The sequence below is a fragment of the Xanthobacter sp. genome (assembly GCF_041911315.1).
Classification (GTDB): domain Bacteria; phylum Pseudomonadota; class Alphaproteobacteria; order Rhizobiales; family Xanthobacteraceae; genus Xanthobacter; species Xanthobacter aminoxidans.
Map to the genome: position 1 here is coordinate 119,853 of NZ_JAYRPE010000065.1, position 20,274 is coordinate 140,126.

Genomic DNA, 20,274 nt, shown 5'->3' on the forward strand with positions numbered 1-20,274 from the left:
TGGCATCGCGAACGGGGATGCAGGGGCGATAGCAAGATCGGGGCCGGAGCCATGCAGGGCGTCGCCGGGCGCGGAGGGGCGGGCGCCGGGGTACCGGCCGCTCTGCCGCAGGCGTGTGCAGAAGGGCGCCCGCGCCGAGGGCAGGCGCTGCGCGCGCAACCCTCTCAACTCGGCGCAAGCCCTTGGCGATTCAGCGCACAGGCGGGGAGGGCGCTTGCTGCAATGCAGTGAAATCCGCCTGAAATTTCAGCTTGAAGCCACGCCCAAAATAGCTTTGTATCAAACCTAATCGCTGCCCCGCTTCCGTGCCGTCCGCAATCTCCGGAGGGCGACGCCCCAGGTCGAGGAGGGGAGGGCAGCGCCCGCGTCAAGGCGTACGAGAGGAAGGTTGCCCCGGCCCATGCTCGCGCAGCAGATCGTCAACGGCCTCATGCTCGGGGCCATCTACATGCTTGTGGCGGTGGCCTTCACCCTCGCCATCGGCGTGCTCAACTTCCTGAACTTCTCGCTCCCCGGCCTGTTCATGGTGGGCGGCATGCTCGCCTTCGGGCTGATGAAGGCGGGCTGGCCCTTCCTCATCGCCGCGGCGGGCGCGCTGGCGGCGGCGGCGTTCGTCTCGCTCCTGGTGGAGCGCTTCGCCTACCGGCCCATGCAGGGCGGCGACCCTGAGGTGCCGCTGGTCTCCTCCCTTGGCTTCCTGGTGCTGCTCGAGAATTTGATGCTGATCCAGTACGGCTCGGACCAGCAGGCGTTCCCGGCCCTGCTGCCGGACCTCAACATCCGCCTCGGCGGCCTCGTCATCGGCATCGCGCAGCTCATCTCGCTGGCGCTCTCCCTCGGCCTCGTGGCGTTCCTCTCCTGGTATCTCTCCTCCACCGCCGGCGGCCGGCGCATCCGCACCGTGGCGGAGAACCGGGAGACGGCGCTGCTCATGGGCATCGACATCTCCCGCCTCGTGCCGCAGCTCTTCATCGCTTCGGCGCTCTTGGCGGCGCTGGCGGGAATTCTGTTCGCGGTGAACTACCAGCAGGTGTCGCCCTTCATGGGCGAGGGCGTCGGCTTCAAGGGCGTCGCGGCCATGATCGTCGGCGGCATGGGCTCCATCTGGGGCGCGGTGCTGGGCGGGCTCGTCATCGGCCTCGCGGAGGTGCTCTCCATCTCCTTCATCGGCGCGGACGTGGTGAACATCTCCGTCTACGGCCTCCTGCTCCTCATCCTCATCGTGCGTCCGCAGGGCCTCATGGGCCGCGCCGCCAGCCGGGAGAAGCTGTGATGAGCGGCTATCTGACGGGCGTCCTCGTCGTCCTCGCCTTCAATGTCATCGCCGCCTATGCGGTCTACCTGCCGCTGGCGGCGGGGCAGTTGAACCTCGGCATCGCCGGCTTCATGGCCATCGGCGCCTATGCCTCGGCCTTCCTCACCAACGAATATATGTGGCCCATGTGGGCGGCCATCCCGCTCGGCGCGGGGCTTGCGGGGCTGGTGGGCCTGCTCATCGGCGTGCCGGTGCTGCGCACCCACGGCATCTATCTCGCCATGGCCACCTTCGCCCTGGGGCAGGTGATCTCCGCGATCTTCCTCAATCTGGAAGTGGTGGGCGGCGCGGCCGGCTATCCCGTCACCGATTATGCCGGCCCTTACGTGGTCTATGCGGCGGCGGCCGGCGTGGTGGTGCTGATGCTGCTCGTCTCCCGCACCCGTTTCGCGCTCTGCCTCACGGCGGTGAAGAGCGACGCGACGGTGGCGGACCTGCTCGGCGTCTCCGTGCGCGGCATGAAGGTCGCGGCCTTCGCGCTGGGGGCGGCGGTGGCCGGCTTCGGCGGCGGGCTCTACGCGCACCATTACAGTTTCGTCGAGGCCCAGCACTTCAACGTGCTGCTCTCGGTCTTCACCGTGCTCTACGTGCTGTTCGGCGGCACGCAGACGGTGTGGGGGCCGCTGGTGGGCGCTGCCTTCTTCACGCTGGTGCCGGAGCTGCTGCGCGCCTCCGACCAGTGGCGCTACGCCCTGTTCGCCGTCTTCATCATCCTGTTCATGGCCGTGCGGCCGCAGGGGCTAGTGACGTCCTCCCTGTTCCGCCTGTTCCGGCGCAAGGCGGAGGCCGCGTGATGTCCGCTGCTCTCGCCATCTCCGGCCTGTCCAAATCCTTCGCCGGCGTGCGCGCCATCCGCGACCTCTCCTTCACCGTGCCGAAGGGCGTCACCACCGCCCTCATCGGCCCCAACGGGGCGGGCAAGACCACGGTGTTCAACCTGGTCAGCGGCGTCTATGGCGTCGATGCCGGGCGCATCGAGGTGAACGGGCAGGACGTGACGCACATGCCGTCGCGCAAGCGCATCTCCACCGGCGTCGCCCGCTCGTTCCAGAACATCCGGCTGATGCCGCACCTCTCGGTGCTGGAAAACCTGCTGGTGGGCCAGCACGTGCGCGCCTCCTCGCTGGGCGCGCTGCTCACCCCCTACCGCCTCTTTCCCAACCACCGCTGGAAGCGCGAGGCGCGCGCGGCGCTGGAGGAGAGCGGCCTCGGCCGCTGGGCGGACGAGATGGTCTCCGCGCTGCCCTATGGCGTGCGCAAGCGCATCGACCTCGTGCGCGCGACGCTGGCCGGCGCGAGCCTCTTGATGCTCGACGAGCCCGCCGCCGGCCTCAATCCCAGCGAGACCAATGCCCTGCGCGATCATCTCAAGGCGCTGATGGCCAAGGGCGTCACCCTCCTCGTGGTGGAGCACGACATGCACTTCGTGGATTCGATCTGCGAGAACGTGGTGGTGCTGAACTTCGGCGAGAAGATCGCCGAAGGCCCGCTCTCCCGCGTCCGCCAGGAGAAGCTGGTGCGCGAGGCCTATATCGGCACGGACGAGGAGGCCTGAGCCATGGCGCTGCTCGAAGTCTCCGGCCTCTCCGTCTCCTACGGCCGCGTCGCGGCGCTCTCGGACGTGTCGCTGACCGTCAACGAGGGCGAGGTCGTCACCGTGCTCGGCGCCAATGGCGCGGGCAAGTCCACTTTGCTCAAGGCCATCCTCGGCGCGGTGCCGGCCAAGGCGGGGGGCATCACCTTCGCGGATGCCGACATCACCCGCCTGCCGCCGCACCGGCGCATGGCGGCCGGCGTGGTGCTGGTGCCGGAAGGCCGGCGCATCCTCATCACCCTGACGGTCGAAGAAAACCTGCGGCTCGGCGCCCACATGCGGCGCGACACGGCGGCGGTGGAGCGGGAGATGGCGGCCATCTATGACCGCTTCCCCAACCTCGCCGAGCGCCGCCACATGGCCGCCTCCTGCCTCTCCGGCGGCGAGCAGCAGATGCTGGCCATCGGCCGCGCCATGATGGCGAAGCCCCGCCTGATGATGCTGGACGAGCCGTCGCTGGGCCTCTCGCCGCTGTTCGTCTCCAAGCTGTTCGATCTCATCCGCGAGCTGAACGGGGACGGCCTCTCCGTGCTGCTGGTGGAGCAGAACACCGGCAAGGCGCTGAAGGCGGCGCATTCCGCCACCGTGCTGGAACTCGGCCGCGTGGCCATGGCCGGCGCGCCCGACGTGCTCGCGGCCGATCCCCGTTTGCAGGACGCGTATCTGGGCGGCGGGTCGGCCGCCCATTGAACCACGGTCCGAGGGCCCATGGGCCCTCGGGGCAAGCCCGCGCGGCGATTGAGCGTGCGCACCCGGCGCCGGTCGAAGACCGGGGCCGGGAAACAAAAGCCAAGAGGAGAACGGGACATGAAGAAGAGCGTGCTGTTCGGCGCCGGCCTTCTGGCGGCGCTGGTCGCCTCCGGAGCGGCGCGGGCGGAGGGCGAACTGGTCCTCGGCTACATGATGGCCAAGAGCGGCCCGTATGTGAGCCTCGCCAACACCAATGAGGTGGCCGTCGACATGGCGGTGGAGGAAATCAACGCCAAGGGCGGCATCAACGGCAAGAAGATCAAGGTGGTGAAGTTCGACACCGCCGGCGATCCCAAGCAGGCCACCACCGCGCTGCGCTCCTTCGCGCAGGATGCCAATGCGCTCGCCGTCATCGGCCCGTTCTCGTCCTCGGAAGTGCGCACCACCTTCCCGGTGGGCGAGCGCGAGGGCATCTCGCAGATGTCCATGGCCTCCTCGGCCCCCGGCCTCACCAAGGGCTTCACCTACGGCTTCCGCAACACCACGGACGAGGGCAAGGTCATCGACCAGGTACTCGCCTCCATCAAGGACAAGAAGCTGCCCATGGCCTCGGGCGCGGCGGCCTATGCCACGGATGACGTGGTGTCCAAGTCCATCGGCACGGTGGTGGTGCCCAAGATGTTCGAGAAGTACGCCATCCCCTCCAAGGGCTCGGTGGACTTCCAGCTCGCCGCCTTCGACCTGTCGCCCCAGGTGGCGCAGCTGAAGCAGATGGCGCCTGACATCGTCGGCCTCGGCTCGCCGCCCGAGGGCGCGGTGAACCTCGCCAAGGAGCTGAAGCGCCAGGGCGTCTCCACCCGCATCGTTGGCGGCACCACCATCGCCGATCCCGAGCTGCCCAAGCGCATGGACGGCGCCGGCGACAACCTCACCATCGGCACCACCTTCTTCCCCGAGGTGAACGACAAGACCAAGGCCTTCACCGCCGAGTTCGGCAAGCGCACCAAGGCCGCTGGCCTGACCCGCACCGACCCGAACCAGATGGACGCCTCGGTCTATGACATCGTCTACCTCTATTCCGAGGCGATGAAGCGGGCCAACGTGACCGGCGACAAGGCGAAGCTCGCCGAAGAGCGCGCTGCCATCCGCGACCAGCTCGCCAAGCTGAAGGACTACCAGGCGCTGGAAGGCGCCATCTCCTTCACCGACGGCGACGCCGTGAAGCCCGTCTACATCCTCGAGGTGAAGGGCGGAAAGTGGACCCTTCTCGACACGCGCACGCCGAACTGACCAGAGCACGCGCCGATCAGCTTGCATCGCAGGCTGATCGGGTAGCGCGTTCCCGGGTTCAGTTTGGAGCGTGGTCCGAGCAGATTGCCCTGCCCGGATCGCGCTCCAGGTTGGCGCGTCGGCCGGCGCCTCCTTTCCTCCCCCTTTCGGAGGCGCCGGTCTTTTCCCTTTTCCTGAACGAGAGATCCCTATGGGCACGAAGCTCACCTTCACCCTCCACGCCGGCGGCGAGAGCCGCACGGAGACCCTCGCCATCCGCCATGCGGTGATCGCGGGCTGGACCGGTCGCGACAAGGTCGCGCTGGAAAAGCACATCGTGGAGCTGGAGGAACTGGGCGTCGCCCGTCCGGCCTCGACGCCCATCTACTACCGCGTCGCCGCCGCCCGCTTCACCACGGCCGGCGAGATCGAATCCACCGGCCCGGAGTCCTCCGGCGAGGTGGAGTTCATGATCCTTCAGGCCGACGGCCGCCGCTGGCTCGGCGTCGGCTCGGACCACACCGACCGCAAGGTCGAGACCTACGGCATCACCGTGTCCAAGCAGATGTGCGACAAGCCCGTCGCCGCCGACCTCTGGGCGCTGGACGAGGTGCTGCCCCACTGGGACAGCCTGCTCATCCGCTCCTATGCGGTCATCGATGGCGCGCGCGTGCTCTACCAGCAGGGCTCGGTGGCGGCCATGCTGCCGCCGGAGGAGATCATCGCCGGCTATGAGCCCGGATTCTCCGATGGCACCGCCATATTCTGCGGCACGCTCGCGGCCATCGGCGGCATCCGCCCGGCCGCGCGGTTCGAGTTCGAGATCGAGGACCCGGTGCTGGGCCGGATCATCCGCCATGGATATGACGTGACCGTCCTTCCCATCGCCGGCTGAGCGAGAGGCGGGACCAAGACAGAACGACCGGCACCGGTCAGGGAGAGGCGCCATGCAGCTCGATGCACGCGACGTGGGTCGGGAGATCGCCGAGGATGTCGGGCCGCCGCAGGTCCGCTCCCTCCGCGACACGGCCTATGACGTCATCAAGCAGCGCATCATCATGTGCGCCTTCCGCCCCGGCGAGGCGCTGAGCGAGGCGCAGGTGGCGGCCTCCCTCGGCCTCGGCCGCACGCCCGTACGTCAGGCCTTCGACCGGCTCATGCGCGACGGCCTCGTGGAGGTGCTGCCCCGCAAGGGCATCATCGTGCGCCCCATCTCGCAGGACGAGGTGCGCGACATGGTGGAGGTGCGCCTCCTCAACGAGAGCTTCTGCGCGCGCCTTGCCGCCGAGCGGGCGGATGCAAACGTCATCGCCGCGCTGAAGGAGAATGTGCGCCGGGGCACCGCCGCCGCGGGCGACGGGGACATCACCGAACTGATGGCCCTCGACCGCGAGTTCCACCTCACCATTTCCGGCGGCGCGCGCAATCCGGTGCTGGGCGAGATCCTGCGGAACCTGCACGAGCGGGCGCAGCGGGTGTGGTTCGTCTCCCTGCGCGATGTCGCCCACCACCGCCGCGTGGTGGACGAGCACGCCGCCATCGTCGACACGCTGGCCGCCCGCGACGCAGATGCCGCCGAGCAGGCCACCCGCGCCCACATCCTCTCCTTCGCCGAAAACCTGAACCGGCAGCTTTAGGCCGGCTTGGTGCCCACCACCCCGTGATGGGGGAAGGTGACGAACAGCTTGCCCTCGGCCTCGGTCGTCGCGAGGGCTGCGCGGAATGCGGCAAGCTCATCCGCCGGGAGGCGCGGCTCCAGCCGGCCGACGACGAAGCGCCAGAACCCGCTGCCGTTCTCGAAGGACGGCATGGCCGGGCAGGGCACGAGATCCACAAGGCCCGCAGCCCGCATGCGCCGGTAGAGGCTGGCGTCGGCGACGCCCCCGGGCGACACCATGGGCGGCACCACCTCCACCTTGGCGCGGATCGCATCGGGCAGGTCGGCGCTGAAGACGTGCCGGCCGTCGATGGCGCGGACGATGACGCCCACCCGTCCGCCGGGCTTCACCACCCGGAACAGTTCGGCGAGGGCGCGGTCGGCGTCGCATTCCTCCAGCACCGTCACGCTGTAGGCATGGTCGAAGCTGGCGTCGGCGAACGGCAAATGCCCGGCATCCGCCTCGCGGAAGGTGATGCGGTCCGACAGGCCGGCGCTCGCGGCGAGGTCCGCCCCCTCCCGCACCATGTAGGGATTGATGTCGCAGGCGGTGACATGACCCGCCCGCCGGGCGGCGATCCGCGCCAGCGCGCCGGAGCCGGTGCCCACGTCGAGGATGTGATCCGCGGGGCCGGGATCGAGGATGTCGAGAAGCGTCCCGAACATGCCGCGATAGCTGGGGCTGCTGGCGCGGTCCTCCAGCAGGGAGACGCCGCCGAGATGCGCGCCGCCCAGCCGGATCACGGTGAAATGCGCGGCGAGGCGGGGCAGCGCCGCATCCCACTGGGTGGGGGCGAGGAAGAGGGGGAACAGCACGAGGGCCGGCCCCGATCCCCTGATTTCGTAGCTGATGCCGGCATGGGCACCGCTTTCTGTCGCGCGCGTCAGCACGCTGGGCGTTCCCGGCAGATCCCTCAGGGCGTCCACCACCGCATCCGTGCGGTCGCGCACATGGTCGGCCCATCCGGGCTGCGCATAGTTTTCGAGGACGCGCCGGCGGCTGTCGGGAAGGGCCGCCGCGATCACTCCGGCGATCTGGGAGGAGGTGCCGCCATCGCCGGCGAGCACCGTCAGGCGGTCGGCGACGGATGCGAAGGCGGCGGGCTCGCAGCCCACCGGCTCGTGGAACAGCAGGCCCGCGATGCGCGCCGGATGGGCCGCCGCGAAGCCGGCGAGGCTGCCCGGCATCTGCGTCGCCACATGGGCGGCGTCGAGCCCCAGATGATCCCACAGGGCCGCCAGCCGGTCGGCGAGGCTTGCGCTCTGCGCCCCGGCATTGGGTGTTTCGCTCGGCATGGTCCCCCTCCGCGCCATCGAGCCGGATGAAACCGGTTCGTTTAAGGCCATGCTAGCGCATCCCTGCGATGAGGCGACAACGGCCATGCTGCCTCGCTTCACCTCCGTCGCCCTCCGGCGGGACCGGAGGGCCCATGTCGACGTTTGCACCGGCGGCGGGATGGGTCCTCCGATCAAGTCGGAGGACGACGGCGGTTCCAGACGGCGCATGGCCCTCAGCCGGGGAGGCGTTCCCACCCAGCCCCAGCGGAAAGGAACAGCATGGGCGCGTCCACCTCCACGGCGAAGGCGTAGGCGGCGGCGGGGAGGGCGCCACTGCCGGTGAGGAAGGCGCGGCCGGCACGCACCACGAGGCCACCGCCTTCGGGCAGGCGCACGCCGCGGGCATCGCCGGCGAGGCCCTCGCCCGTCGCCTTCAGCACCGCCTCCTTGCCGCACCACTGGCGCAGGGCGGCGGCGGCGCGATCGGCCTCGGGGAGGGCGGACCAGCGGGTGCGGTCGTCGTCATGCATGAAGTCGGGGGCGAGGCGGGTCCACAAATCCAGCCCACGCGCCTTTTCCACATCGACGCCAATGGTGCCGCCGCGCGCCAGCCCCACCGCCACCCAGCTCCCGGAATGGGTGAGGTTGAAGTCGAGATCCGAGGCTACACTGAGCCCCGGCCGCCCGTTCGCCCCGCGCACCACCGGCACGGCGGCGGGGGCGAGGCCCAGGGCGGCACCGAGCAGGGTGCGCGCGAGGCTCCAGGCGGCGGTGCGGGCGGCGCGGTCGTCCGCCTTCACATGGCGGGCGATGCGGGCGGCTTCCTCGGAGGGCAGCGCGATGGCGAGGTCGGTATTGGCCACGGCATCGGCGACCCGCGCGATGGCGAGGAGGCTCGCGCCCGGCGCAAGGCGCGCGGCGTCCACCGGCGAAGACGGCTCAGGCACGGGCAGCGCGCCAGACGGAGAGGGTGCGCTTGAGCAGGGTGAGCAGGCGCGCCTCGTCCTCGCGCACGAAGAAATGGCCGCCGGGCCACACCTCCACCGCCACCGGGCCGGCGATCACCTCGCGCCAGGCATGAAGGCTCGGCTCCGGGGTCCCGGCATCGTCCGCGCCGCCGAGGATCACTGCCGGGCAGGCCAGCGCCGGGCCGGGGGTGAAGGCATAGGTGTCGACCATGCGGAAGTCCGCCTTCAGGGCGGGCAGCGCCATGGCGAGGATTTCGGGGCGGCGGAACAGCACCTCGGGCGTGCCGCCGAAGCGCTTGAGCTCCTCGATGAGCGCGGCATCGCTCATCAGGTGCCGGTCCTGCCGGGGAAACGGCAGATGCGGCGCCGCTCGGCCGGAGAGCACCAGCCCGGCCACGCCGACGCCTTGGCGGGCCAGCGCCCGCGCCATCTCGAAGGCCAGCAGCGCGCCCATGGAATGGCCGTAGAGCACCACCGGCGCGGGACGGTGGAGGAGGGGGGCGGCGATGTCCTCGGCCAGCGTCGCAAGGCTCGCCGGCACGGGCGCGCCGTGGCGGCTGCCGCGACCGGGCAGCTCGGGGCTGTCCACGGTGGCAAGGCCCAGGAACGCGGCCTTCCAGGTGCGGTAGAGCACGGCGGAGCCGCCGGCATGGGGCAGGCAGACGAGACGCACGGCTCAGGCGTCCCCATTCCGGGGCAGTCTCGCCCGTGTGTCTGGACAGCGACGCGGCATCGTGGAAGCCTCCCTTACCGAGATAAGCGGGAAAGGGCCGTCGGCTCAAGGCTTTCGCTGCAGTGCGGCGAAGATGCGGAAGAAAATAGGGCTCTCGCGCTACCGCGGTGCCGCCTTGACGGGGCCGGATGGGCTTGACAACGGGCGCGCCGGGAAATGTAATTCACTAGTTAGTTAAAACGGGACCGAAGAGTCCCGGCCGGGCTGAAACGCAACCTGAGGGAGGAAGCCGCATGGCGTCGCCGCGCCACAGGAATCCCGTGCTCGCCGTCATCGACGCGCCGTGGGCGCGGCCGGTGGGCCTGCTGGTGATCCTCATCGCCATCTGGGATCTCTCGGTCCGGATCTTCCAGATCCCGGCCTATCTCATCCCCACCCCGTGGGACGTGATGCTCGCCTTCCGCAACGATGGCGCCATGCTGGCGCGCGAGGCGGTGCCGACCACCATCGCGACCCTCGCCGGCTTCGCCCTCTCGGCGGCCATCGGCATTCCGCTGGCCATGCTGATCGCGGGATCGCGCACCATCGAGGCCTATCTCTACCCGCTGCTGGTGTTCTCCCAGTCCATCCCGAAGGTCGCCATCGCGCCGCTGTTCGTGGTGTGGTTCGGCTTCGGCATCGTGCCCAAGGTGATCTCCGCCTTCCTGCTCGGGGTGTTCCCGGTGGTGGTGGCGGGGGTGCAGGGCTTCAAGTCGGTCGAGGCCGACATGCGCGACCTCGCCCGCTCCATGAAGGCCTCGCGGCTCCAGACCTTCGCCATGGTGAGCCTGCCCCACGCCATGCCGGCCATCTTCGCGGGCCTGAAGGTGTCGGTGACTTTGGCGGTGGTGGGCGCGGTGGTGGGTGAGTTCGTGGGCTCGAATTCCGGCCTCGGCTTCGTGCTCCAGCGCTCCATCGGCAATTTCGAGCTGCCCACCATGTTCGCCGCCCTCATCGTGCTCGCCCTCATCGGCGTGGTGCTGTTCTGGGTGATCGACCTCGTGGAGCGCCTGATCGTGCCGTGGCATGCGAGCCAGCGCCATGATGCCTTCGTCACCGTCTGAGGAGGGCGCCATGGCCAGACCCAACACCCTGCGCGTGATCGCCCGCAACGAAGGCCCCTCGGCCCGCCGCCGTCTCATCGACATCCGCGGCCTCGCCAAGACCTACCGCACCCGCGACGGCGAGGTGCCCTCGCTGAAGCCCATGGACCTCGACATCTCCGAGGGCGAATTCATCTGCGTGGTCGGCCCCTCCGGCTGCGGCAAGTCCACCCTGCTGAAGCTGGTGGCGGGCCTCATCCCCGCCTCGGCCGGCGAGATCCTCATCGACGGCAAGGCCGTGACCGAGCCGCCGGACGATGTGGGCATCGTGTTCCAGAGCCCGGTTCTGCTCGCCTGGCGCACGGTGCTGCGCAATGTGATGCTGCCGGTGGAGGTGCGCCGGCTGGACCGCGCGAGCCATTTGGAGCGGGCGCGCCAGCTGCTCAAGACGGCGGGCCTCAACGGCTTCGAGAACAAGTATCCCTGGCAGCTCTCCGGCGGCATGCAGCAGCGCGCCGCCATCTGCCGGGCGCTGGTGCACGACCCGAAGATCGTGCTCATGGACGAGCCGTTCGGCGCGCTCGATGCCATGACGCGCGAGAAGATGAATCTCGAGCTTCAGCGCATCCAGTACGAGACGGGCAAGACCATCATGCTCATCACCCATTCCATCCCCGAGGCGATCTTCCTCGCCGACCGGGTGGTGGTGATGACCGACCGCCCGGGCTCGGTGGCCGCCATCTATGACGTGCCGCTGCCCCGCCCGCGCGCGCTGGACATGATGGCGAGCCCCGTCTTCGCCGAACTCGCCAAGACCATCCGCGGACATTTCTACGCCCAAGGCCATCTGGACTGAGGTCTCAGGCCATCGTCCCGGTCGCGACCGGGACGATGGGGCCTCGCTCAATCGCCGCGCGGGCTTAAGCGTGGCTTCGCTCAAACGCCGCGCGGGCTTGAGATCCGCAGGACAGAGAGGACGAACATGCCCTTTCCGCGCATCACCATCCGCGAGGTGGAGATCGGCGAGCGGCTGATGCCCTTCGTCCGCCCGTTCCGCTTCGGCCCCTCGGTGGTGGAGACGGCGCCGCAGGCCTTCGTGAAGGTGGCGGCGGAGGTGGAGGGCTTCGGCCCTGCCACCGGCATGGCCGCCGAGATGATGATGCCGCGCTGGTTCGACAAGGCGCCGGCAAAAAGCCCCCTCGACACCGTGGACGAACTGCGCCGGGGCCTCGCCCAGGCGTCCCGCATCTATGCCAATGCGTTGCCCGCCAGCGCCTTCGGCCTGTCGGTGGCGGCGCGGGCGCCGCAGCTCATGTGGGGCCAGCGCGAAGGCGTGCCGCCGCTCGCCGCCGGCTTCGGCCCCGCGCTGCTCGACAAGGCGGTGCTCGATGCGCTCCTGCGCGCCATGGGTCTCGGCCTCGTCGCCGGTCTCAAGGCCAATGTGATGGGGCTCGACGGGCGCCTCTCGCCCGATCTCTCCGCCGGCCAGATCGGCGCCTTCCTCGCGGCGCTGGTGCCCGTCCCGGCGGTGGCGCTGCGCCATACCGTGGGCCTCATGGACCCCCTCGACGGACCGCACGGCCTCGCCGCCGAGATCGCCGCCGCGCGCCTCGCCTTCTTCAAGATCAAGATCGGCGGCGACCTTGCCGCCGACATCGCCCGGCTGGAAAAGATCGCCGCCATCCTCGTCGCCTCGGCGCCCGGCTATGTGGCGACTTTGGACGCCAACGAGCAGTACGACCCCGACCGCCTCATGGCCCTCGCCGAGGCGCTGAACGGCCCGCGCCTTGCCGCCTTCCGCGCCCGGCTCCTCTACATCGAGCAGCCGTTCGACCGCGCCCAGACCTTCGCCGCGCCGCTGCCGCGGCTGGATGGCCTGCCCGTCATCATCGACGAGGCGGACGACGCGCCGGACGCCTTCCCCCGCGCGGCGGCGCTGGGCTATCGCGGCGTCTCCTCCAAGAGCTGCAAGGGGCTCTACAAGGCCATCCTGAACGCCGCGCGGGTGAAGGCGTGGAATGCGGGCGGGGCGCGTGCGCCCTTCCTCATCTCGGCGGAGGATCTCACCTGCCAGCCGGGCCTCGGCATCGAGCAGGACACGGCCCTCGTCGCCGCCCTCGGCCTCGCCCATGGCGAGCGCAACGGCCATCATTATGTGGACGGCTTCGGCCCCGCGCCGGAGCGGGAGGCCCGCGCCTTCTTCGACGCCCATCCCGACCTCTACACCCAGCGCAACGGCCGGCTCGGCCTCGATGTCTCGCGCGGGCTGCTGCCCACCCGCAGCCTGCTGGAGGCGCCGGGCTTTGCCCGCGCCGCCGAGCCCGACTGGACAAGCCTCACCCCCATCGCGCCGGCCGCGGTGCCCGAACCCATCCCGCACGGGACGCTCGCCTGAGCGCCCGCGCCGCCTTTTCAGGATCGCCACCATGAACGAGCACGCCCGCGCCACCGCCCTTTCGCTCCGCCTGCCCGTGGTGGGCGGGGGGCTGGAGACCTTCCGCCTCTCCGCCCCGCGCGACTATCCTGCCCGCGCCTCCGGCCCCATGAACCGCATCGCCTTCTCCGCCGCCCATGTGGTGGCGGACCCGCTGAAAGACTGCGACCCCTGGCTCGACGCGGCCATCGACTGGGACCGCACCATCGCCTACCGCGCCCGCCTGTGGGACCTCGGCCTCGGCGTTGCAGAAGCCATGGACACCGCCCAGCGCGGCATGGGGCTCGACTGGCCGACCTCGCTGGAATTGATCCGCCGCTCGGTGGAAGCGGCCAAGGCGCACGGGCCGGAGGCGCTGGTCTTCTCCGGCGCCGGCACCGACCATCTCGCCCCCGAGGCGGCGACCTCGCTGGACGACGTGATCCGTGCCTATGAGGAGCAGATCGCGGCGGTGGAGAAGGTGGGCGGGCGCATCATCCTCATGGCCTCGCGCGCGCTGGCCCGCGTGGCCAAGTCGCCGGAGGATTATGAGAAGGTCTATGGCCGCGTGCTGTCGCAGGTGTCGGCACCGGTCATCATCCACTGGCTCGGCGACATGTTCGACCCCGCGCTCGCCGGCTACTGGGGCACGCGCGACCTCGACGCGGCCATGGACACGGCGGTCGCCGTCATCAACGCCAATACCGCGAAGATCGACGGCGTGAAGATCTCCCTCCTCGACAAGGACAAGGAGATCGCCATGCGCCGCCGGCTGGACCCGGCTGTGCGCATGTATACGGGCGACGATTTCAACTATGCGGAGCTGATCGCGGGCGATGCGCAGGGTTATTCCCACGCGCTGCTCGGCATCTTCGACGCCATCGCCCCGGCCGCGTCCGCCGCGCTCACCGCGCTGGCGGCGGGGGACACCGCGCGCTTCCACGACATCCTCGGGCCGACGGTGCCCCTGTCACGGCACATCTTCAAGGCGCCGACGCGCTTCTACAAGACGGGCGTGGTCTTCATGGCTTATCTCAATGGCCACCAGGACCATTTCACCATGGTGGGCGGGCAGGAAAGCACCCGCTCCACGCTCCACCTCGCCGAGCTGTTCCGCCTCGCCGACGCGGCTGGCCTCCTCACCGATCCCGACCTTGCGGTGACGCGCATGAAGGCGGTGCTCGCCGTGCGCGGCGTGGAGGGCTGAGGCGTCGCTGGATCAGCGGCACGCGGCCGAGAACAAGCGCGCCCGCCACAGCAGGGCGCCGGCCCGGCTTGGATGGATGCCGTCGATAGTCGAGACCGATTGCGGCGCCGGCACCACCGCCGCGCCCGTCTCGGCGCCGATGGCGCGGATGGCCGCGTTCTGCTGCGCCACATAGGTCTGGTCCAGCATGTCCGCATAGGGCGAGCGGCCGTGCTCCACCGGGTTCACCTCCACCAGCACCAATTGGCTGCCGGGAAAGCGGGAGATGATCTCGCGATAGAGGGTCCGCCACTCGGCGATGGAATGCTTCGGCTTCACCGCATCGTTGGCGCCGATGGCGATCACCACGCGCGCGGGCTGAAGGTGGTGCTCCAGCGCGCCGGCGCGGGAGAGGAGATCGTCGATCTTGTCGCCGGGCACTGCGGCGTTCAGCACCTCTTCCCCGCACAGGCTGCGCGGGGCGGCCTGATAGGTGATGCTGTCGCCGATGGCGAGCACCGGGGCGTTGCTGAAGCGGGCGCGCACATCCGCCTCCAGGGCGATGCGGGCGCGCAGGGGAATCTGATGCAGGGCCAGCGCCGCCAGAGCGGCCGCGCCACCGGCCACCGCGAGGGCCATCAGCCAGGGCCTGAGGCGCGCCCGCTGGCGCTGCGAGAGAGCGGGGACAAGCTTGCGGAGGGAGGGCAGAGTCCGGCTGCCGGCGTCGGGCCGGCCGGGATAAAAGCTCATCGGGGCTTCACCTTTCATCTGGAAGGCAACGCCCGGAACACCCTTCGGTGTCCGGTCGCAGCGTCGGGTGCCGCCCCTCGCTGTGTGGTCCGAACCAAGATCCCTCTTTCCAACACTCCTCTTTCTCCCCGCCGCGCCGCAGCGGGCCGGAGACAGGCGCCATTTTGCCCCTCCGCATGTCGCAAATTGGACCGTGCCGCGGCTTTTGATGTCACGGGTGTGAAGAAGTGTTTCCGGGTTGCGGGCATCGGAAATGAACGTTTTGGCCCCGTCCGACGTTCCTCCCTCCGCAGGCACTGTGAAGCCCAAGCGCCGCAGGCACCGAAGCCTGAGCGCCGCAAGCCCTGCAAAGCCCCGGCGCAGCTCTGCGCGGGCCATCAGAGCGAGGAGACGACCATGGCGATCGTGCGCAGCGGTTCGGCGGAATGGAGCGGCGGCATCAAGGACGGGCGGGGCAAGATCTCCACCGAGAGCGGGGCGCTCGCCGGCTTCCCCTACGGCTTCGCCAGCCGCTTTGAGGGCCAGCGCGGCAGCAACCCCGAGGAACTGCTCGGCGCGGCCCATGCCGCATGCTTCACCATGGCGCTCTCGCTGATCCTCGGCGAGGCCGGCCTCACCGCCACGCAGCTGGAGACCACGGCGAAGGTATCGCTGGAGAAGCAGGACGCCGGCTATGCCATCACCCAGGTGGACCTCACCCTGGTGGGCACCGTGCCCGGCGCGACCGCCGAGCAGTTCGCCGAGCTGGCCGGCAAGGCCAAGGCCAACTGCCCGCTCTCCAAGGTGATCCGCGCCAATATCACGCTCGACGCCCGGCTGGAGGGGTGAGGGGCGGTCAAGAGATCTGAAGAGCCGTCATCGCCCGGCTCGTCCGGGCGATCCACGGTTGGGCCGGGTCGGGTCTTCGGGCATCGCGCAGGCGGACGGGCGGATCGCCCGGACGAGCCGGGCGATGACGGGCGGAGATGGCTGGCCGCTCACACCGCCGCCGCCGCCTCCACCTCCGCCAGATTTCCCGCAACCTCCGCGATCATGCGGTAGGAGGCGAGGCGCTTGTCGTGGTCGAACACGTCGGAGACCACCATCACCTCGTCCACCTCCGTCTCGCGCACGAAGGCGGCGACGCCCTCGCGCACGCGGTCCGGTCCGCCGATGACCGAGCGGGCGAGGAAGCGCTGGGCCTGCGCCTTCTCCATGGGGGTCCAGTAATCCTCGATGTCGTCGATGGGCGGCTTCGAGAGGCCCCGCGCGCCGCGGAAAATGTCGGCCACGGACATCTGCTGGGTGGTGGCGAGGCGGCGTGCCTCGGCGTCGGTCGGTGCCGCGATCACGTTCAGGGCGGCCATGGCATAGGGCTTGGCGAGCACGTCCGAGGGCTTGAAGCGCGCGCGGTAGATCTCCAGCGCCGGCAGCAGGTCGGCCGGGGCGAAGTGGGAGGCGAAGGCGTAGGGCAGGCCCAGCGCCGCCGCGAGCTGCGCGCCGTAGGTGCTGGAGCCGAGAATCCACAGCGGCACGTTGGTGCCCGTCGCCGGCACGGCAAACAGCGTCTGGCCCGGCTGGGCGGGGGCGAGATAGGCCTCCAGCTCCTGCACGTCCTGCGGGAAATTGTCGGAATTGGTGAGCGAGCGGCGCAGCGCCCGCATGGTCATCTGGTCGGTGCCCGGCGCGCGGCCGAGGCCGAGGTCGATGCGGCCGGGGAAGAGGTGCTCCAGCGTGCCGAACTGCTCGGCGATGACGAGGGGCGCATGGTTCGGCAGCATGATGCCGCCCGCGCCCACCCGGATGCGCTGCGTCCCCGCCGCGATATGGGCGATGACCACCGCCGTGGCGGCGCTGGCGATGCCCTGCATGTTGTGGTGCTCGGCCACCCAGAAGCGGCGATAGCCCCAGTCTTCCGCATGGGCGGCGAGGTCGCGGGCGTTGTCCAGGGCCTGGCGGGGGCCGAACCCCTCCCGCACCCGGACGAGATCAAGAATGGAAAGCTGGGCCATCAACTGCCTCGTCCGCCCCCGAACGACATATGGCCGTGAGATAGGGAGCGCGGGGGCGAAGCGGAAGGGGCGGCGCCGTCCGCCGGCGTCACGGCGTGGCGTCACCACGGCGCCTCGCCAGGCGGTCCTGAACGCAGCGCGACGTCCGCCTGGCGCCGGGAGCGCAACGCGCGCAAGCGCCAGTCGGGCAGTGGTTGGACTTCAGTCCGACGCTGCGATCAGTTTGACGACTCCTGGATTCTGCATGTGCCACCGCTCTTGGTGACGCATATCTGTATCGCTCTTGCGCTGGCCGACTGGACGTTATTCCTGCCCCATGCGGCGCCGCAGTACTTCCTGTCGGAACTGATAGCAAAAGCTTTGGGACCCTTGCCTTTCAGGTATTGACTGTAAACGGACATGCACGCGGCGTTTAAAGGCTGATTTCCGGTGTTTTGGACAGCCGGCCCCGGATTGGGAGCGGTGCACTTTTTGAGATAAGCCTCACGCTCGGAGGTTCCAGCGTAGGCCCGGTTGGCGTCAACGCGCAGGCACCAAGAGTAGTGCACGTTATAGTCCGTCGAGAAAACGCCCGCATGCAGGTTGCCGGTGTTGCACTTGGGATTGGAGCGCACCAGCTGGACGTCGTGAATGGCTTTTGACGCGTATTGGTTGCAAAAACTGGGGGTCTCCGCGTAGGCGGCGCCGGATGCGCAGGCGGTGAGAGCAATAACAAGAGCCTGGCGTGACAACATTTCAATTTTCTCCGGTCGGCCGGGAGCCGGACCAAGTTGGGTGCGAGAAAATGAGGCCGCCCCCGACGCCAACCTCAACCTTCACCTTATGGATTTGGGTTCGGTTTTCAACGGACAGGCGCAGCCGTTGTGCGCGTCATAAATCGACAGTTCGGCATAAGCGGTGGTGGTGTTCGCCGGCTCGGCCCAGCCGCGCGGTGCGTGCCACATGACCATGGATGCCAACGACGCGCTGGCGACCGCCCGCGTCTTCCCCGGCGCGACGCTGTTCGCCGCCCATACGGACGGCTGGGTGCACTTCATGGAGAGCGCGGAGCGCCTCGCCGCGGCCTTCGCCAGCCTCGGCGTCGGGCACAGGCTGGCAGCGCCGGAGCCGGGGCGGCCCGTCGCCTTCGTGCTGTGAGCGTCAGGTCCCCGCCGGGCAGATGGGGGCGGTGACGATGGTGCGCAGGCCGGGGGCGTTCTCCTCGTCGGCGAGTACGCCGTCGAGGCCCTGCACCATGGCCTTGATCATGATGGTGCCGAAGCCCTGCCGCTCGCCCACCTTGCCGCCGCCGTGGTCGGCGACGATCAGGCGGAAGCGCTCGCGGTGCTGTTCCAGCGCCACCCTGAGCGGGCCGGGGGCGCCGCCATAGGCATATTTGGCGGTGTTGAGCACCAGCTCGGTGAGGATCAGCCCCAGCCGCACCGCGCGGTCCGCCGCCATCAGCACCGGCGCCACATCGAGCATGATGTGGGCTTCCCATTCCTTGCCGAGGGCGCTCGTCACCTCGCGGGTGAGGTCGATGAGATAGCGCGAGAGGTCCACCGCCTCCACCTGTTCGCCGGCATAGAGCTGGCGATGCACGAGACCCACCGCCGCCACCCGCCGTTCGGCCTCCGTCAGCGCCGTCGCCGCCTCGCTCTCGCCGAGCCGGCGCGATTGCAGGCGCAGGAAGGAGGAGACCAGTTGCAGGCTGTTCTGCACGCGGTGGTTCACCTCGCGCATCAGGAAGTCCTTGTGCTGCAACAGCCGCTCGTTCTCCACCACGGTCAGGGAGAGCTGGCGGTTGAGGTCGCGCACGCGCCGGTTCTGGCGCGCCTGCAGCACGGCGTGGCCGAGGCGGTTGATGGTCTCCACCTCCGCCAGCGACCAGGCGCGGGCCTTGCCGCGCACGGTCTCGCTCCACGCCTCGAACGAGGCGCGCGGGGTGAGCAGGGTGGAGGGATCGGCCGCGCCATCGCGATGCGGGTTGCCGGCCCAGTTGACCACCTCCACCTGCTCGGCGCGCAGCCACAGCAGCATCAGCGGCGTGTCGCCGGGGATGCTCACCGCCGCGACGCCGCTGGCCAGCGCGGCGAACTCGGCGGCGGCGGGCAGGAGGGAGGGCAGGGCATGGGTGCTGAAGGCCCGCGCCTGCGCCTTGCCCTCCGCCCAGCGCGCGATGCGCCTGAGCGCCGCCTCGTCCGGGCAGCGGCCGGATGCGCGCACGCGGTCGGCCTCCACCACGGCGAAGCCGTCGGCGCCCAGCGCCCGGCGCAGATCGTCGCCGTGGCGGGCCAGCACGTCCTCCACCGGAGCGTCGGCGGAGAGATAGTCGGCGAGGGAATCCTCCGCGCCACGCAGCCGGATGCGGTCGCGATACTGCATCGCTTCCTCGCGGGCGCGGATCTGGCGGGCGAGGTTGGCGGCCAGGGACTGGCAGGCCATGCGCAGTTCATAGGGCAGGCGCCGGGGCGTGCGGTTGTGGCAGGCGACGAGCCCCCACAGCACCCCGTCCTTGACGATGGAGACCGAGGCGGAGGCGCCCACCCCCATGTTGCTGAGATACTGGATGTGGATGGGCGAGACGGAGCGCAGCATCACGTCGGACAGATCGAGTTCCGCGAGCCCGGCCTCGGCCGGACGCAGCGGGGCGGGCTCGTAGGCCACGTCCGGGATCACCCGCACGCGGTTGCGCACATAGAGCGCGCGGGCCTGCCGGGGGATGTCGCTGCCGGGGAAGTGGTGGTTGAGGAAGGAGCTCATCTCCTTCACCTTCGCCTCGCCGAGCACCGTCCCCGCCTCGTCGTCGAGGAACTGGTAGATCATCACCCGATCGAAGCCGGTGATGCGGCGGAACACGGCGGCGGCTTCTGCACACAAATTGCGCAGGTCCGGCGCGCGCTCAAAGCTCACGAAAGCGGCATCGAGCCCGGCCAGCACCTCGGCCGCGCCAAGCCGCACCTCCGGTGCCGGCTCCAGCTCCACCAGGATGCCCTGCGGGGCGCGGTGCAGCAGCACCTCGAAAGTTTCGGCGCGCCCGGCGACGAGGCCGAGGCGGGTGACTCCGTTTTGCGGCGCCTCACGCAGCGGCGCCGACAGATCCTGTCCGAGCAGGGCGTCGAGGGGGGCTCCGAGCCAGTCCCCGGCGAGGCGGCCTTCGATGTCGCCGGCGCCGCCCACCACCGTGCGGGTGCGCGGGTCGGCCACGAGCAGAAGCCCGTGCGGCTGGATGGAGCCCGGAATGTGGATCGGCTCGCGGTCGCAGGCGCCGAGATCCGGCGTGGTGCGGGGCGCGGTGCGGCTGGCAGAGGCATCATTCATGCGGGGCAGTTCGCGCTCGTGCTCGCGGCGCGGGCGATCCCGCGCCGATGATGGACCGGAGCCGGCCGCGCCCCCCGGCGAAGCCCCCGATGCCTGCGTCCCTCGCCG

General features: G+C 69.9%; 20 protein-coding genes. 13 read left to right on the top strand and 7 right to left on the bottom strand.

The genetic code is table 11. The features are described from left to right. The first annotated feature begins 400 nt into the window (after positions 1-400). The 7 genes from ACE3QW_RS18725 to ACE3QW_RS18755 all read left to right on the top strand — a co-directional run bounded on the left by ACE3QW_RS18725 (position 401) and on the right by ACE3QW_RS18755 (position 6,505). Positions 401-1,273 carry a branched-chain amino acid ABC transporter permease gene (locus ACE3QW_RS18725; protein ID WP_168461426.1) on the top strand — a complete coding sequence of 291 codons (873 nt, stop codon included), beginning with the start codon at positions 401-403 and terminating at the stop codon, positions 1,271-1,273. Then, positions 1,273-2,109 carry a branched-chain amino acid ABC transporter permease gene (locus ACE3QW_RS18730; protein ID WP_374253168.1) on the top strand — a complete coding sequence of 279 codons (837 nt, stop codon included), beginning with the start codon at positions 1,273-1,275 and terminating at the stop codon, positions 2,107-2,109. The genes ACE3QW_RS18725 and ACE3QW_RS18730 overlap by 1 nt, the downstream gene beginning before the upstream one ends. Next, positions 2,109-2,870, top strand: a complete 762-nt coding sequence (locus ACE3QW_RS18735; RefSeq protein ID WP_169124694.1) for an ABC transporter ATP-binding protein — start codon at positions 2,109-2,111, stop codon at positions 2,868-2,870. The genes ACE3QW_RS18730 and ACE3QW_RS18735 overlap by 1 nt, the downstream gene beginning before the upstream one ends. A gap of 3 nt (positions 2,871-2,873) precedes the next feature. Then, a complete protein-coding gene (locus tag ACE3QW_RS18740; RefSeq protein WP_374253170.1) occupies positions 2,874-3,599 on the top strand; it encodes an ABC transporter ATP-binding protein in 726 nt (241 codons plus the stop codon). A 117-nt stretch (positions 3,600-3,716) separates the two neighbouring features. Next, a complete protein-coding gene (locus ACE3QW_RS18745; protein ID WP_374253172.1) occupies positions 3,717-4,889 on the top strand; it encodes an ABC transporter substrate-binding protein in 1,173 nt (390 codons plus the stop codon). A gap of 190 nt (positions 4,890-5,079) precedes the next feature. Further along, entirely contained in the window at positions 5,080-5,763 is a 684-nt protein-coding gene (locus tag ACE3QW_RS18750; protein WP_374253174.1) for a DUF2848 domain-containing protein, read from the top strand. Between the two features lie 52 nt (positions 5,764-5,815). Further along, positions 5,816-6,505: a GntR family transcriptional regulator gene (locus ACE3QW_RS18755; protein ID WP_081837477.1), complete on the top strand. Its 690-nt coding sequence runs from the start codon at positions 5,816-5,818 to the stop codon at positions 6,503-6,505. Here the strand turns inward: ACE3QW_RS18755 and ACE3QW_RS18760 are convergent. The 3 genes from ACE3QW_RS18760 to ACE3QW_RS18770 all read right to left on the bottom strand — a co-directional run bounded on the left by ACE3QW_RS18760 (position 6,502) and on the right by ACE3QW_RS18770 (position 9,444). Next, positions 6,502-7,821, bottom strand: a complete 1,320-nt coding sequence (locus ACE3QW_RS18760) for a methyltransferase domain-containing protein (protein ID WP_374253176.1) — start codon at positions 7,819-7,821, stop codon at positions 6,502-6,504. The genes ACE3QW_RS18755 and ACE3QW_RS18760 overlap by 4 nt on opposite strands. Positions 7,822-8,036: 215 nt before the next feature. Next, on the bottom strand, positions 8,037-8,750 hold the full coding sequence (locus tag ACE3QW_RS18765; RefSeq protein WP_374253178.1) for a 4'-phosphopantetheinyl transferase superfamily protein: 714 nt from the start codon (positions 8,748-8,750) through the stop codon (positions 8,037-8,039). Further along, entirely contained in the window at positions 8,743-9,444 is a 702-nt protein-coding gene (locus tag ACE3QW_RS18770) for a thioesterase II family protein (RefSeq protein ID WP_374253179.1), read from the bottom strand. Before ACE3QW_RS18770 ends, ACE3QW_RS18765 begins: the two co-directional genes overlap by 8 nt. A 293-nt stretch (positions 9,445-9,737) precedes the next feature. Between ACE3QW_RS18770 and ACE3QW_RS18775 the strand changes: the two genes are divergently transcribed. The 4 genes from ACE3QW_RS18775 to ACE3QW_RS18790 all read left to right on the top strand — a co-directional run bounded on the left by ACE3QW_RS18775 (position 9,738) and on the right by ACE3QW_RS18790 (position 14,146). Then, positions 9,738-10,547 carry an ABC transporter permease gene (locus ACE3QW_RS18775; RefSeq protein WP_029555785.1) on the top strand — a complete coding sequence of 270 codons (810 nt, stop codon included), beginning with the start codon at positions 9,738-9,740 and terminating at the stop codon, positions 10,545-10,547. Positions 10,548-10,557: 10 nt separating this feature from the next. Next, a complete protein-coding gene (locus ACE3QW_RS18780) occupies positions 10,558-11,382 on the top strand; it encodes an ABC transporter ATP-binding protein (protein WP_374253181.1) in 825 nt (274 codons plus the stop codon). Positions 11,383-11,508: 126 nt separating this feature from the next. Next, positions 11,509-12,921: an enolase gene (locus ACE3QW_RS18785; protein ID WP_374253183.1), complete on the top strand. Its 1,413-nt coding sequence runs from the start codon at positions 11,509-11,511 to the stop codon at positions 12,919-12,921. A 31-nt stretch (positions 12,922-12,952) separates the two neighbouring features. After that, positions 12,953-14,146 carry a dihydrodipicolinate synthase family protein gene (locus ACE3QW_RS18790; RefSeq protein WP_374253185.1) on the top strand — a complete coding sequence of 398 codons (1,194 nt, stop codon included), beginning with the start codon at positions 12,953-12,955 and terminating at the stop codon, positions 14,144-14,146. A gap of 12 nt (positions 14,147-14,158) precedes the next feature. On the opposite strand, the gene ACE3QW_RS18795 is transcribed toward ACE3QW_RS18790, so the two are convergent. Continuing rightward, a complete protein-coding gene (locus ACE3QW_RS18795) occupies positions 14,159-14,875 on the bottom strand; it encodes an SGNH/GDSL hydrolase family protein (RefSeq protein WP_374253186.1) in 717 nt (238 codons plus the stop codon). Positions 14,876-15,271: 396 nt separating this feature from the next. Here ACE3QW_RS18795 and ACE3QW_RS18800 point away from each other — a divergent pair, with 396 nt between their 5' ends. Beyond that, positions 15,272-15,703, top strand: coding sequence for an OsmC family protein (locus tag ACE3QW_RS18800; RefSeq protein ID WP_029555781.1), 432 nt, complete (start codon positions 15,272-15,274; stop codon positions 15,701-15,703). A 149-nt stretch (positions 15,704-15,852) separates the two neighbouring features. On the opposite strand, the gene ACE3QW_RS18805 is transcribed toward ACE3QW_RS18800, so the two are convergent. Together ACE3QW_RS18805 and ACE3QW_RS18810 are read right to left on the bottom strand one after the other, a co-directional pair. Further along, positions 15,853-16,866: an LLM class flavin-dependent oxidoreductase gene (locus tag ACE3QW_RS18805; protein ID WP_374253188.1), complete on the bottom strand. Its 1,014-nt coding sequence runs from the start codon at positions 16,864-16,866 to the stop codon at positions 15,853-15,855. A 218-nt stretch (positions 16,867-17,084) separates the two neighbouring features. After that, a complete protein-coding gene (locus tag ACE3QW_RS18810; RefSeq protein ID WP_374253190.1) occupies positions 17,085-17,600 on the bottom strand; it encodes a hypothetical protein in 516 nt (171 codons plus the stop codon). Positions 17,601-17,808: 208 nt separating this feature from the next. Here ACE3QW_RS18810 and ACE3QW_RS18815 point away from each other — a divergent pair, with 208 nt between their 5' ends. Further along, the gene (locus ACE3QW_RS18815) at positions 17,809-18,003 is read left to right on the top strand and encodes a hypothetical protein (RefSeq protein ID WP_374253191.1); all 195 of its coding nucleotides are present in this window, start codon (positions 17,809-17,811) and stop codon (positions 18,001-18,003) included. Positions 18,004-18,006: 3 nt separating this feature from the next. On the opposite strand, the gene ACE3QW_RS18820 is transcribed toward ACE3QW_RS18815, so the two are convergent. Next, positions 18,007-20,166 (bottom strand): histidine kinase dimerization/phosphoacceptor domain -containing protein, encoded by a 2,160-nt coding sequence (locus tag ACE3QW_RS18820; RefSeq protein WP_029555778.1) that lies wholly within the window; start codon positions 20,164-20,166, stop codon positions 18,007-18,009. Positions 20,167-20,274: the final 108 nt, after the last annotated feature.

Coding starts and splice junctions, on each gene's coding strand:
- ACE3QW_RS18725 (WP_168461426.1), top strand. CDS start 401: ATGCTCGCGCAGCAGATCGTCAACGGCCTCATGCTCGGGGCCATCTAC.
- ACE3QW_RS18730 (WP_374253168.1), top strand. CDS start 1,273: ATGAGCGGCTATCTGACGGGCGTCCTCGTCGTCCTCGCCTTCAATGTC.
- ACE3QW_RS18735 (WP_169124694.1), top strand. CDS start 2,109: ATGTCCGCTGCTCTCGCCATCTCCGGCCTGTCCAAATCCTTCGCCGGC.
- ACE3QW_RS18740 (WP_374253170.1), top strand. CDS start 2,874: ATGGCGCTGCTCGAAGTCTCCGGCCTCTCCGTCTCCTACGGCCGCGTC.
- ACE3QW_RS18745 (WP_374253172.1), top strand. CDS start 3,717: ATGAAGAAGAGCGTGCTGTTCGGCGCCGGCCTTCTGGCGGCGCTGGTC.
- ACE3QW_RS18750 (WP_374253174.1), top strand. CDS start 5,080: ATGGGCACGAAGCTCACCTTCACCCTCCACGCCGGCGGCGAGAGCCGC.
- ACE3QW_RS18755 (WP_081837477.1), top strand. CDS start 5,816: ATGCAGCTCGATGCACGCGACGTGGGTCGGGAGATCGCCGAGGATGTC.
- ACE3QW_RS18760 (WP_374253176.1), bottom strand. CDS start 7,821: ATGCCGAGCGAAACACCCAATGCCGGGGCGCAGAGCGCAAGCCTCGCC.
- ACE3QW_RS18775 (WP_029555785.1), top strand. CDS start 9,738: ATGGCGTCGCCGCGCCACAGGAATCCCGTGCTCGCCGTCATCGACGCG.
- ACE3QW_RS18780 (WP_374253181.1), top strand. CDS start 10,558: ATGGCCAGACCCAACACCCTGCGCGTGATCGCCCGCAACGAAGGCCCC.
- ACE3QW_RS18785 (WP_374253183.1), top strand. CDS start 11,509: ATGCCCTTTCCGCGCATCACCATCCGCGAGGTGGAGATCGGCGAGCGG.
- ACE3QW_RS18790 (WP_374253185.1), top strand. CDS start 12,953: ATGAACGAGCACGCCCGCGCCACCGCCCTTTCGCTCCGCCTGCCCGTG.
- ACE3QW_RS18795 (WP_374253186.1), bottom strand. CDS start 14,875: ATGAGCTTTTATCCCGGCCGGCCCGACGCCGGCAGCCGGACTCTGCCC.
- ACE3QW_RS18800 (WP_029555781.1), top strand. CDS start 15,272: ATGGCGATCGTGCGCAGCGGTTCGGCGGAATGGAGCGGCGGCATCAAG.
- ACE3QW_RS18805 (WP_374253188.1), bottom strand. CDS start 16,866: ATGGCCCAGCTTTCCATTCTTGATCTCGTCCGGGTGCGGGAGGGGTTC.
- ACE3QW_RS18810 (WP_374253190.1), bottom strand. CDS start 17,600: ATGTTGTCACGCCAGGCTCTTGTTATTGCTCTCACCGCCTGCGCATCC.
- ACE3QW_RS18815 (WP_374253191.1), top strand. CDS start 17,809: ATGACCATGGATGCCAACGACGCGCTGGCGACCGCCCGCGTCTTCCCC.
- ACE3QW_RS18820 (WP_029555778.1), bottom strand. CDS start 20,166: ATGAATGATGCCTCTGCCAGCCGCACCGCGCCCCGCACCACGCCGGAT.